We start from the raw sequence: 12,508 nt of genomic DNA, 5'->3' as shown, positions 1-12,508 counted from the left end.
CCGTCACTCGCTGCTGAAAAGCCAAGGGCCGGATTTGAACCGGCGATGAGCGGCTCTGCAGGCCGCCGCGTTAGGCCGAACTCTGCCACCTTGGCACACGACTACGTACCGGTGTCCCGCCAATAAACGTAGCGGTCTCCAGTCAAAACTGCAAAAAGCCCCGAACAGCACCGCTGCTGTTCGAAGCATGAATGAGAGTATGAATAGTAGGCGGCGAACCGGATTTCCCAGAGGCTCGCGCACTCCAGTACTGACCGGAACGCAGGCGGGCTTATCTTCCGTGTTCGGGATGGGTACGGGAGTAACCCCACCGCTATGGCCGCCTTAATACCGACCAACGGAATCGAACCGTTGTACGCCGACGTCGGCGGACGTCCGTATGTAAGTGCAATCCAGTAAACGCCTGGACTCGACCACGTATGTGGTGAGTGCATGAGTGTGTGGCATTGACCTGTTAGTACTCGCGGGCTAAACGTCTCGTTGCCTCGACGCGTACACCCCAAGTCTATCGAACTCGTCTTCTACGAGCGGTCTCAGTGGTGCTTCTTTTCCAGGTGGGTTTCGAGCTTAGATGCATTCAGCTCTTACCCCGTGGTGCGTAGCTGCTCGGCACATGCCCTCTCGGACAACCGATACACCAGTGGCACCCGTTCGTAGTTCCTCTCGTACTATACGAACGTTCCTGTCAAGCACCAAAACACCCCCAATAGATAGCAGCCGACCTGTCTCACGACGGTCTAAACCCAGCTCACGACCTCCTTTAATAGGCGAACAACCTCACCCTTGCCCGCTTCTGCACGGGCAGGATGGAGGGAACCGACATCGAGGTAGCAAGCCACTCGGTCGATATGTGCTCTTGCGAGTGACGACTCTGTTATCCCTAAGGTAGCTTTTCTGTCAGCAATTGGCCGCATCAAGCAGCCTAATTGGTTCGCTAGACCACGCTTTCGCGTCAGCGTCCCTCGTTGTGTAGGACACTGTCAGCCTATCTTATGCTCTTGCACTCTTCGCCGAGTCTCTGACTCGGCTGAGATAGGCTTAGGGCGCGCTCGATATCTTTTCAAGCGCGTACCGCCCCAGTCAAACTGCCCGGCTACCGGTGTCCTCCTCCCGGAGTGAGGGTCACAGTCACTGACGGGTAGTGTTTCATGTGTGACTCGGTGGCGTGCTAGCGCACGTACCTGTGTAACGTCTCCTACCTACTCTGCACATCAGCGACCGTGTCCCAGCGACAGCCTGCAGTAAAGCTCTATAGGGTCTTCGCTTCCCCTTGGGGGTCTCCAGACTCCGCACTGGAACGTACAGTTCACCGGGCCCAACGTTGGGACAGTGAGGCTCTCGTTGATCCATTCATGCAAGCCGCTACTGAAGCGGCAAGGTACTACGCTACCTTAAGAGGGTCATAGTTACCCCCGCCGTTAACGGGTCCTTCGCCCCATTGTACTGGGTGTTCAGATACCCGCACTGGGCAGGATTCAGTGACCGTACGCGTCCTTGCGGATTTGCGGTCACCTATGTTGTTATTAGACAGTCGGAGCCTCCGAGTCACTGCGACCTGCCTCATTGCGAGGCAGGCATCCCTTATCGCGAACTTACGGGACTAACTTGCCGAATTCCCTAACGTCGGTTATTCCCGACAGGCCTTGGCTTCCTCTGCCAGAGCACCTGTGTCGGATCTCGGTACGAACACCGTACTCGCCTTTTCACGGGCCCCAGATTGACTTGAGTTTCCCTGTTCCGACGTTCGTTCGCTTCCTGCCATTACGGCTTCCACGAACTTCGACGGTTCGACCGGGCGAATGCCCGGCTCAAGCTGCTCCGAGGCGTCGACTTTCAATGTACGGTGGCACTGGAATATTAACCAGTTTCCCTTTTGACCCGCTCGAATTACGACGGGCCTTAGGATCGGCTAACCCTCGGCTGATAAGCATTGCCGAGGAACCCTTGCTCTTTCGGCCATCGGGATTCTTACCCGACTAACGCTGCTACTATGGCCAGGATTTTCTTTTCCACTCGGTCCACTCGAGTTCTCACCCGAGCTTCCACCCGAACAGAATGCCAACCTACTGGATCACGGTGTTACCCGTGCCGTTAGGTCTCGGTGGCGAACTTGAGCCCCGATCATTTTGGGCGCCTCGAACCTCGGCCGGTAAGCTGTTACGCTTTTCTTAGAGGGTAGCTGCTTCTAAGCTCACCTCCCGGCTGTCTAGGGCTCGAGACCACCTTCAATCGCACTTAGCTCGCACTTTGGGACCTTAACCTAACTCTGGGTTGTCTCCCTCACGGTGCACAGGCTTACCCCGCACACCGGATTCCCTGCGTCGACGGCGTCCGTAGGTTTGGAGTTTGACAGGGGAGACAACTCCTCTCGGAGTTGAACTCCCCAATCGGTCGCTCTACCCCACGAACTACCTCGGCAGAGGTCATGCTTCGACATGTTTCGGTTGGAACCAGCTGTTGCCCGGTTCGATGGGCCTTTCACCCCTACACGTAGGTCACGGGAGGGTGTTGAAAGACACCAACCCTAACAGGCCTCCACATGGCTTTCGCCATGCTTCACCTTGCCCACGCGTAGATCACCGGGTTTCGGGTCGTGCCCGTTTGACTCCCCGCGCTTGAACACGGTGGCCCTCGCAATGCTGCGGCCATATTGGTTTCCCTACGCCTTCCCGGATACTCCGGTTAGACTCGTCAAACAGGCACACTCCCTGGCTCGTTTTTCAAAACGTACGACGGAACATCGGCTCCTCTCAGGTCCTACCATGAGTTTGCACTCAAGTCGTTCCCAGAGAGGCCTTTTATGCCCCGTCGCTCCATCGCCACCTGATTTCAAGCCCTATTTCACCCCCCTTTGTGGGGTGCTTTTCAGCGTTCGTTCACACTACTTGTTCACTATCGGTCTCGGAGAGTACTTAGTCTTGGCAGTCGATGCCTGCCACGTTCACGAGGGATTTCCAACCCCCGCTACTCTGGAGCTGACGCACGTCGTACTGGTCCGTGATACGGGGCTGTCACCCTGTATCGCGCTCCGTTTCAGGAGACTTCACACGAACGGTCAAACGATGAAAGTCAGTCCGAACACCACATTGCCCGAAGGCTTCGGTTTGGACTGTGCCGCGTTCATTCGCCATTACTAACGGCGTCTCATTCGATTTCTCTTCCTGGCCGTACTGAGATGCTTCAATTCCGGCCGTTCCCCATTGCGCAAGGCAATTGTTATAGGGATTCCCATTAGGAGATCCTGAGTTCTTAGCCTCCGTGCGGCTCCCTCAGGCTTATCGCAGCTTGGCACGTCCTTCGTCGGCATCCGAGCCGAGCTATCCACCAGGTGGCACAGTAGCCACGTTGGTTGTCGACTGCAAAGCAGTCGACGAATATGGTACTCAACCACACGAAGTGGTCGAGATGTTGGCTGTAAACAGCCAACGACGATGAATGCTCACCACACAATGGGTGAGCGCTGTTAAGTCACGGATGTGACTAACAGTCGGTACTCGACCACGGTGGTCGAGTCCAGTGAGCGCCTGGATTGCACTTACACACGGCCGTCATCGCACGTCCCTAGGTGAACAGGGAGCGTACATCGACCCTTCCCACCCGCACTTTCGCGGAGTGGTGCATCAGTCTTCGTCGCGATTCATCGTTGCCCCGTCTCCCACTTAAGGGACACGATCCAAGATGAACCCCGAACGGGATGGACCCACTGGGATTCGAACCCAGGGCATCCTCCTTGCAAAGGAGGCACTCTACCACTGAGCTATGGGCCCACCTCCCGATTGGGAGGGTATGTTAGCCTTGATGGTTTGTAAGTGCCCAACTGGGCACGACGGCGTCGTTCGGTGAGCTGGAGCGTCGCTCCAGTCTCGGACGTTAGGAGGTGATCCAGCCGCAGATTCCCCTACGGCTACCTTGTTACGACTTAATCCCCCTTGCGGAGCCCAGATTTGACCAGCGCATGCCGGCCTCATCCGAACCCCACTCGGGTGATTTGACGGGCGGTGTGTGCAAGGAGCAGGGACGTATTCACCGCGCGCTGCTGACACGCGATTACTACCGAATCCAGCTTCATGAGGGCGAGTTTCAGCCCTCAATCCGAACTACGATCGAGTTTAGGAGATTAGCGCCTCCTCTCGGAGTGGCTTCCCATTGTCTCGACCATTGTAGCCCGCGTGTTGCCCAGCCCATTCGGGGCATACTGACCTACCGTTGCCCGTTCCTTCCTCCGCTTTGGCAGCGGCAGTCCACCTAATGTACCCAGCTACCCAAAGGGTACTGCTGGCAATTAGGAGTGCGGGTCTCGCTCGTTGCCTGACTTAACAGGACGCCTCACGGTACGAGCTGACGGCGGCCATGCACCTCCTCTCAGTAGCCTCGGGTAAGGTCATCAACCTGACCGTCATTACTACTGTCGGGGCTGGTGAGATGTCCGGCGTTGAGTCCAATTAAACCGCAGGCTCCTCCGGTTGTAGTGCTCCCCCGCCAATTCCTTTAAGTTTCATCCTTGCAGACGTACTTCCCAGGCGGTCCGCTTCTCGGCTTCCCTACGGCACAGCGCAGGCTCGTAGCCTGCGCCACACCTAGCGGACATCGTTTACAGCTAGGACTACCCGGGTATCTAATCCGGTTCGAGACCCTAGCTTTCGTCCCTCACTGTCGGATCCGTTCTCCTGAGGCGCTTTCGCCACCGGCGGTCCGTCCAGGATTACAGGATTTCACTCCTACCCCAGACGTACCCCTCAGGTCTTCCGGTCCCAAGCTGAACAGTTTCCGCTGGACGCCTGCCCGTTAAGCGGACAGATTTCCCAACGGACTTGTTCAGCCAGCTACGGACGCTTTAGGCCCAATAAGATCGGCCATCACTCGGACTGCCGGTATTACCGCGGCGGCTGGCACCGGTCTTGCCCAGTCCTTATTCGTGCACCACCTTACGGTGTACAAAAGTGAAGGCTCTATGCCTTCACACTCGGAGTCCCCTTATCGCACTTTCGTACAGTGTAAAGGTTTCGCGCCTGCTGCGCCCCGTAGGGCCCGGAATCTTGTCTCAGATTCCGTCTCCGGGCTCTTGCTCTCACAACCCGTACCGATTATGGGCACGGTGGGCCGTTACCCCACCGTCTACCTAATCGACCGCAGCCGCATCCTGTGGCGCCGGAGCGTTTCCGGCTTTGCCCCTTCCAGGAGCAAAGCGTTATCGGGGATTAGCCTCAGTTTCCCGAGAGTATTCCCGTCCACAGGGTAGCTTGGCCACGTGTTACTGAGCTTTCCGCTGCGGGTCTAAACCCGCACAACTAGCATGGCTAAATCGGACTCCGATAGCAATGGCCTCCGGCAGGATCAACCGGAATTTGCTGGGATGGTTCCCAGCGACCAAGACTATCAAGTCTTGGTTTGGCGGGGACACGTAATGTGTCCCTTAGCACACGACGTATCGTCGTGGCCAGTTGGATGTCACCAAACCATCAAGGCTAACATCAGATTCCATCTTTACGGCGGACCGCAGGTGTGGAATCCTCATTCCTTCGGACCAGATCGTAGAGTTCGACGGGTCATAAACCCATCGGACCCCGATCAGTCCAAGACGACGTTCGCATTTCCCCGAACGCCCCGTTATTACTTAAGGGCATCGGATCACGCTCGAATCGAGCGTGACGTTTGCCCACCAGGGCGGCGAGGAACACGCGTTAACCACCTGGGAGAACCAGGTAGCCACATTGTCGTTCGCAATTCCTCGTAACGCCCGTTATTACTTAAGGGCATCGAATCACACTCACTGAGAGTGAGACCGACACCATGGAGAGCGTCGAAGAGATGCATCAGCCACCCGGACGAACCGGATAGCCTCATTGTCGTTCGCATCTCATCAGAACACCCGTTATTACTTAAGGGCATCGAATCGAGTTCGGCCGAACGCCGAACCGATCAGCGGAGTCATGCGTCGGCCACCCGTGTAACCGGGCGGCCCCATTGTCGTTCGCATTCCACCGAAGTACCCTGTTGTACTTAAGGGCATCGGACTGAACCCAGTCGGGTTCCGTCCGAACGGGACGAGGGGGCGTCAATCAGTGGCGTCGGGTGCACCGAGCCACCTCACGTCGTTCGCATCTCATCCGAGTGGTGGGGTACATAAAACACCGTCGAACCAGCAGCGCTTCGTGATGGCGGCCCACACCAGGGACACACGCCACAGCGTATTGCGTAGGCGGAGGTCGGCCGGTCATCCCGCGCGAGTGCGTTCGGTCGGGCCGAGTGGTACCCACGCGGGTGCGTGTTGGGTTGGGGCGTTGTAAGCAGTTTCGCCGCGGCTACGTCTCGCGGTGGTCGATGCCCTGCTTGGAGACGTTTGCCTTGGTGATGTCGCCCGGCATCCAGTCGGGTTTGTCGTCGGGAGCGGTTTCCTCCCACGCCCACGCTTCGTAGATGTGGATCTTGTCGGTCCCCTTCTCCCGGAGTTCGATTCGGTTGCGGTCGGCCTCGGACTCCGACTCACCGACATCGTCGAGGCGACGCGCCGCTTTGAGTGCTGCCTGTCGCGGCGTGTTTCCACTGAAGACACTGGGCTCGGTCCCGTCGTCGGTGCGGAGTGCGAAGTTCCGCTTGCCGTCCTCACGTACCATGGTTTCTTCGTGGGATGCAAACACAAGGCCGGAGGATAAATATGTCGGCGATTCTTGGCGTTCGCTTATAAGCAGGCCGGAATGATCGGCACGCGGCGGGGGGACGCGTGGCCACAACGCAACAAGATCGACGGGCGTCGGCCAGCCCCACCCGGAGACACGGGAGGCGAAGCATTCAACCAAGTCGCCGACGCAGACGACGGTGAGAACGCCCCCAATGTATGGACTGCTAAAATCCGCACTGTTCGGACTCCCACCGGAGACCACACACGAGATAACCACGAGTGCCCTCCGGGTTGCACAACGCGTGGGCGCACACCGTGCGTACGCGAAACAGTTGACCGTCACCGATCCGCGACTGTCGGTTGATGCCTTCGGGCAGACGTTCCCGAACCCCGTGGGCATGGCCGCCGGCTTCGATAAGAACGCCGAGATACCGCGCGCGCTTGCCGGGCTGGGGTTCGGGCATATCGAGGTGGGCGCGGTGACCGCCGAGCGACAGCCGGGGAACGACCGGCCACGGCTGTTCCGGCTGCCGGATGACAACGCGCTGGTGAACCGGATGGGGTTCAACAACGAGGGCGCGGACACCGTAGGGGCGCGGTTGGACGCCGAGCCACTGCCCGACGTTCCGGTGGGCGTGAACATCGGGAAATCCAAGACCACGCCGCTGGCGGACGCCCCCGACGACTACACGTACACGTTCAGCCGTGTCGGCGACGCCGTCGACTACGTCGTCGTGAACGTCTCCAGCCCGAACACCCCCGGTCTCCGGGAGTTGCAGGGCCGCGACCAGCTGGCGGCGATCTTGGAGGCCCTGCAGGACGCTGGTGCCAGCCCGTTGTTGGTGAAGCTGTCCCCGGACCTCCACCAGGACGCGGTGGCTGACGCCGTCGAGTTGGCCAACGACCTCGATCTCGACGGGATCGTTGCGACGAACACGACGACCGAGCGCCCGGAATCGTTGAGCCACCCACACGCCGGCGAGCAGGGCGGGCTGTCCGGAGCGCCGATCCGTGAGCGCGCGACCGAGCAGGTGCGGTTCGTCGCGGAGCGCACCGACCAGCCGGTCGTGGGCGTTGGGGGCGTCGCGACGGCCGAGGACGCCTACGAGAAGATCCGCGCGGGCGCAAGCGTGGTGCAGTTGTACACGGCGTTGGTGTACGAGGGGCCGTGGGTTGCAAAACGGATCAACGAGGGGTTGGTGTCGTTGCTCGAACGCGACGGGTTCGACAGCGTCGAGGACGCCGTCGGTGCGGACCTGTAGCTAGCGGAGCGCGTCGAGTTCGAACTCGAAGCCGGCGACCGGCACTTCGACGTCGTGTTCGACGATGACGCCGGGGTGGAGTTCACCGATGACGCCGGCCGGCTGGCCGTCGATCTCGATGGTGGCGGCGCGCCCGTCGATGAACGACGGATGGGTGATGGGCGGCGTTTCGAGGGCGACCGCGAACTCGTCGCAAAGCGCCTGGAGGCGAGCCTTGGCGTCCTCGTAGGAGGCGTCGTTGCGGGCCAGCACGGCGGCGACGGTGCGGCGTTCGGCGACCCCGGTCTGGGTGTCGCCGTCGGCGTGGGCGGCGAACCCGACTTCGGCGAGGTCCTGCGGATACGTGTGGTGGGTGTTCGTCTCCAGAACCATCGCCAGCGAGGGCAGCGCCCACGTGCGAAGGATCGTGAAGTCCTGGCTGTAGGGTTCGGCGATGGTGGCCGGCTGGGCCGCGCCGACCGCGTCGTGGTCGGGGGTCAGCCGCATGCGGTCGAAGTTCTCGGCCTCGCTGGTCATGTTGAAGTTCAGGAGGTCCTCGAACCCGAGCCCGACGAGCGCCTGTCGCACCGAGCGTTCGAGGCGCGAGGATTCGGTGCGGCCGCCGATGGTGTTGACGTCGGGATAGCGGGGCGTGAGGTCGTTGAAGTCGTACGCGCGCCCGAGGTCGTCGACGACGTCGACGGGGTGGCGGACGTCGACGCGGTAGGGCGGGATTTCGACGTCGTAGCCGTCGTCGGTCGGGGTGGCGTCGAGGCCGGCGCGTTCGGCGAGATCGACGACCGCCTCGGCGGTGAACTCGACGCCGAGCAGCGTCTCGATCCGGTCGTGGCTGACGTGTTTGGTGCGGACCGCGAAGTCGGGGCGGTGGAGCTCGCGGTCGGGGTAGTCGACGGTGACGTCCTCGATGGTCGCCCCACGGGCGTCCAGCGCGTAACAGATGATGGCGCACATCCGGTCGATGGTCCACTGGTCGGTGCCGGTGAGTTCGACGAACAGCTCCCGGGAGTCGGTGGTGACCTCGGTGCGGCGACCGTTGATGACCGGCGGGAAGCTGAACAGCCCGATGTCGTCGTAGATCGCTGGGTAGGTGTCGTGGTCGGCCAGGAGGTCGGCGTACGTCTCGCCGGTGGGGTGTTCGGTGAGCACGTCGGCGGGCGTGCGTTCGGCGTCGTCGTCGAGCGGGACGAACGTGTCGCCGTCGGGGTCGATGCCCGTGTACGTGAGCGAGCGTGCGGCGGTGCCGTCGCCGTCGACGGTGTCGCCTTTGAGCATCGCGAGGTCGTGGATGCCGATGGCGCCCTTCGCTCGCTTGCGGCCCATCGTGGCGTGCAGTTTCTCCTGGAGCTGGATGAGCGAGTCCAGGGCGTCCGCGTCGAGGTCGACGCCCCGGATCACGGCGCCGGTGACGTACGGGCGATCCGCGGGGACGTCGGTGACGTCGATCGCCCACTCCGGGGCGTTGGTGTCCGGGATGTCGACCCCGCGGTCGTCGCCGGCGTGGTAGCGCAGACTGCGCGCGATGCCCTCGACGGAGAGGCGGTCGAGGCGGTCGGCTTCGAACTCGAGTTTGAACTCGCCGTCCTCGGTTTCGCCCTCGTATTCGATGCCGAGCCCGAAGAGGTCCTGGCGGAGCTCGTCGTCGTCCTTGCTGCGGTGGCCGGTGAGCCGGCGGAGTTCGTCGGGGTCGATGTCGACGACGGGCATCAGTACACCACCTCCGCGTTCCGCAGGAACCCAACGTCACACAGCGTCCCGTGGACGTCCCGGATGTCCTCGAAGCCGGTCATCAGCATGAGCAGGCGTTCGAGGGCCAACCCCCATGCCATCACGTCGCCGTCGACGTCCAGCGGGTCGAGCATCTCCGGGCGGAAGATGCCGGAGTTCCCGATCTCGATGAGCTCCCCGGTCTCGGGGTGGCGGCCGAACAGTTCGAAGCTGGGCTCCGTGTAGGGGTTGTACGTGGGCTTGAACTGGAGGTCGTGGATGCCGAACTGGCTGTAGAACTCCCGGAACGTCCCCATGAGGTCCCGCACGGAGAGGTCGTCGGCCAGCACCCAGCCTTCGATCTGGAAGAACTCCAGGAGGTGGGTGGCGTCGAGAGTGTCGTTGCGGTAGGCCTTTTCGACGCTGAAGTAGCGGGCGGGGGCCTCGACGTCCGCGTCCGCGAGGCCGGCGAGGTGGCGGGCGGTGAGGCTCGTCGTGTGTCCGCGAAGCGCGAGCGCACGCGCGAAGTCCTCGTCCCACGGCGAGTGGTAGCCGTCGCCGTCGTCACCGGCCCCCTCGCGGTGCGCGCGTTCGACGCGCTCGACGAGGGCGTCGGGCAGTTCGTCGATCTGAGCGGGGTTCGAGAGCGCGAACCGGTCCCAGTGGTTCCGGGCGGGGTGGTCCTGTGGCATGAACAGGCAGTCGTTGATGTAGAAGTCGGCGTCGACGTGGGGGCCGTCCATCTCCTGGAACCCCATCCCGACGAGGACGTCAGTGACGCGTTCGGCGGCCTGCCGGAGGACGTGTGTCTTGCCGGGCGTGTGGTCGGCGGCGTCGGCGGCGACGTTGTAGTCCGCGAACTCGACGTCCGCCCACTCGCCGGACGCGAGCAACTCGGGGGTGAGCTCGCCGACCTCGTCGGTGGCTTCGACGCCGGCCATCAGTTCCGTGACGCCGGCCTCGGTGAGCGTCACTGAGCGCACCGTGCGCTCGCTGACGGTCACGAGATCGCGGCTGGCGAGCTGATCGAGGACGGCGTCGTCGGCGAGGGTGTCGCCGGCGGCGAGCGTGGCGAGGGCGTTCGCTTCGGGATCGTCGTCGGGGTCTGCGTCGGGGTCAGCGGCGAGTGCGCCCGAGTCGATGGTGCCGTATCCCTTCCGGGCGTAGTTCGACAGCGCGATGTCGACTTGGGGGCCGTCGAGTCCGGCGGCACCGATGACGGAGCCCATTTCGACAGGGGCGTCGTCGGCCCCCGCGTCGAGTGCGGCCCGGTAGAGGCGGACCTCCGGGAGTCCGTCCGTGGCGTAGGCGTGGCCTTCGTCGGTGAGCGAGACCGTCGTCGTGGTGGTCTCGGTGACGGCGACCAAGCCCTCGGCTTCGAGGGCGAGGGCCGCGCCGGCGATCGTCTCCGGCGGGTAGTCGGTGTCCGCCGCGAGGGCCTCGATGCGTTGGGGGTCGTCGGTGCTCGCTGCGTCGAGCACCGCGACCTGTTGTGTTGGGAGTTGCATGTCGTGTAGGCGTGCGTGGCAGTCAGTTATCGGTTCCGAACGACGGCGGTCCCCTGTCGGTGGGGCAACGACGCGTTAGGCGTCGAAAAAGAATCCGAACCCGGGATGCGGCGCTGTTTCGGGCCTCATGCATCTGATCTGGGGTTCGGGCACCATGTTCGGGGCGACGGGGGCGGTGGGGAAAAGCGTTCCGTCGGGGGTGGGTTACGCTGGCGGATCGTCGATGGGGCCGAGCCCGAGCGTGCGTTCGGCGGCCGCCGCAACCGCGGGGACGTGGTCGTTCGGGGTGTAGACGCCGAAGCGCCACTGGGCGCGCTGGGAGGCGAGCATGCCGTCGACGAGCGGGCTCTGTTCGTCGAGCCGGCGGGTGTCGCCGTTGACGGTGACCCGGACCGAGGACTCCGGCATCGAGGGCGCGCCGGGCGTGTCGATGACGACGGCGGTGGCGGGGACGCCGGCAGCGTCGGCGACCTGGGATTCGAGGTCGCGGACGGTCCGGTAGTCGGCGGTGGCAACGTCGTCAGGGACGGCGTCGCGTTCGGTCCAGACGGCGCGCTTGTAGAGGTCGCGGTTGCGGATGCGGCGGGCGGCGTCCTGGGTTGCGGGGCAGTCCCGGAGCACGGCGAGGAGGTCGGCGTCGGTGAACCGCGCGAACGTCTCGGCGTCGAGGTCAGTGGTGTCGAGCAGGCGGGCGCTCGCGCGGTCGAGCATCGCGCCCGCGATGCGGGAGACGTGGTGGCGGTAGACGGTGGCGTTCATGAGCGCGCGCCCGACGAGCACGCTCTCGGCGGTGGCGACGTTGCCCTCGGCGAGCACGAGGTCGCCGTCCCGGAACGTGAGCGCGCGCAGCAGCCGGCCGTGGTCGATGGTGCCGTAGGGGACGCCGGTGTGGTGGGCGTCCCGCACCAGGTAGTCCATGCGATCGACGTCGAGTTCCCCGGCGACGAGTTGGCCGAGTTTGCCGTGTCCGGCGACGAGGGCGGCGACTCGGTCGGGGTCGAGACCGTGGGCCGCGAGCACGGCACCGGGCTCGCCGTTGGAGACGAGGTGGGCGACGTCGTCGTGGTGGCGGTCGAGGCGGCGCTGGATGATGCCCTCGGTCTGGTGGCCGTAGGGGCCGTGGCCGATGTCGTGGAGGAGGGCGGCGGCACGGACGGTGTCCGCGCGCGTGCCGGAGATGTCGAGGTGGGCGAGCGCGCGGTCGGCGAGGTGGTAGACGCCCAGGGAGTGCTCGAAGCGGGTGTGGTTGGCCGACGGGTAGACGAGGCGGATGGTGGAGAGTTGCTTGATGTGGCGGAGCCGCTGGACGGGTTCGGTGTCGAGCAGCGCCGCCGCGACGCCGTCGGCTTCGATGTAGTCGTGGACGCTGTCCTTGATGGCGCGCATTCGTCCGGGGCGTGGTGGGGCGGCGTCAA

The 12,508-nt window shown here is 63.0% G+C and carries 5 protein-coding genes, 2 tRNA genes and 3 rRNA genes; 1 reads left to right on the top strand and 9 read right to left on the bottom strand.

The features are described from left to right. Positions 1-19: 19 nt before the first annotated feature. From JRZ79_RS23120 to JRZ79_RS23095, 6 genes are all read right to left on the bottom strand, one after another. Positions 20-95: transfer RNA gene (locus JRZ79_RS23120), tRNA-Cys, on the bottom strand. A 110-nt stretch (positions 96-205) separates the two neighbouring features. Beyond that, a 5S ribosomal RNA gene (rrf, locus tag JRZ79_RS23115) occupies positions 206-327 on the bottom strand. A gap of 108 nt (positions 328-435) precedes the next feature. Then, a 23S ribosomal RNA gene (locus JRZ79_RS23110) occupies positions 436-3,349 on the bottom strand. Between the two features lie 346 nt (positions 3,350-3,695). Then, a tRNA-Ala gene (locus JRZ79_RS23105) sits at positions 3,696-3,767 on the bottom strand. Positions 3,768-3,872: 105 nt separating this feature from the next. Continuing rightward, positions 3,873-5,345 (bottom strand): 16S ribosomal RNA (locus tag JRZ79_RS23100). Together the 16S, 23S and 5S rRNA genes with 2 tRNA genes alongside form the textbook arrangement of a ribosomal RNA operon. Before the next feature lie 957 nt (positions 5,346-6,302). Next, the gene (locus tag JRZ79_RS23095) at positions 6,303-6,614 is read right to left on the bottom strand and encodes a non-histone chromosomal MC1 family protein (protein WP_010903872.1); all 312 of its coding nucleotides are present in this window, start codon (positions 6,612-6,614) and stop codon (positions 6,303-6,305) included. 217 nt (positions 6,615-6,831) lie between these two features. On the opposite strand from JRZ79_RS23095, the gene JRZ79_RS23090 reads away from it, so the two are divergent. Continuing rightward, the gene (locus JRZ79_RS23090) at positions 6,832-7,881 is read left to right on the top strand and encodes a quinone-dependent dihydroorotate dehydrogenase (RefSeq protein ID WP_205252255.1); all 1,050 of its coding nucleotides are present in this window, start codon (positions 6,832-6,834) and stop codon (positions 7,879-7,881) included. Here the strand turns inward: JRZ79_RS23090 and pheT are convergent, their stop codons facing one another. The 3 genes from pheT to JRZ79_RS23075 form a co-directional block, all read right to left on the bottom strand. Continuing rightward, the gene (gene pheT, locus JRZ79_RS23085; RefSeq protein ID WP_205252254.1) at positions 7,882-9,585 is read right to left on the bottom strand and encodes a phenylalanine--tRNA ligase subunit beta; all 1,704 of its coding nucleotides are present in this window, start codon (positions 9,583-9,585) and stop codon (positions 7,882-7,884) included. It abuts the gene before it with no gap. Next, positions 9,585-11,093: a phenylalanine--tRNA ligase subunit alpha gene (locus tag JRZ79_RS23080; RefSeq protein WP_205252253.1), complete on the bottom strand. Its 1,509-nt coding sequence runs from the start codon at positions 11,091-11,093 to the stop codon at positions 9,585-9,587. Before JRZ79_RS23080 ends, pheT begins: the two co-directional genes overlap by 1 nt. A 204-nt stretch (positions 11,094-11,297) precedes the next feature. Beyond that, positions 11,298-12,479 carry an HD domain-containing protein gene (locus tag JRZ79_RS23075; protein WP_205252252.1) on the bottom strand — a complete coding sequence of 394 codons (1,182 nt, stop codon included), beginning with the start codon at positions 12,477-12,479 and terminating at the stop codon, positions 11,298-11,300. Positions 12,480-12,508 lie beyond the last annotated feature (29 nt).

This window comes from Halobacterium sp. BOL4-2, assembly GCF_016917835.2.
Taxonomy (GTDB): domain Archaea; phylum Halobacteriota; class Halobacteria; order Halobacteriales; family Halobacteriaceae; genus Halobacterium; species Halobacterium salinarum.
This window is presented reverse-complemented; position numbering and strand designations above follow the sequence as displayed.

What these genes read in the sequence shown, in the direction of transcription:
- JRZ79_RS23095 (WP_010903872.1), bottom strand. Translation starts at nt 6,614, where the DNA reads ATGGTACGTGAGGACGGCAAGCGGAACTTCGCACTCCGCACCGACGAC.
- JRZ79_RS23090 (WP_205252255.1), top strand. Translation starts at nt 6,832, where the DNA reads ATGTATGGACTGCTAAAATCCGCACTGTTCGGACTCCCACCGGAGACC.
- pheT (WP_205252254.1), bottom strand. Translation starts at nt 9,585, where the DNA reads ATGCCCGTCGTCGACATCGACCCCGACGAACTCCGCCGGCTCACCGGC.
- JRZ79_RS23075 (WP_205252252.1), bottom strand. Translation starts at nt 12,479, where the DNA reads ATGCGCGCCATCAAGGACAGCGTCCACGACTACATCGAAGCCGACGGC.
- JRZ79_RS23080 (WP_205252253.1), bottom strand. Translation starts at nt 11,093, where the DNA reads ATGCAACTCCCAACACAACAGGTCGCGGTGCTCGACGCAGCGAGCACC.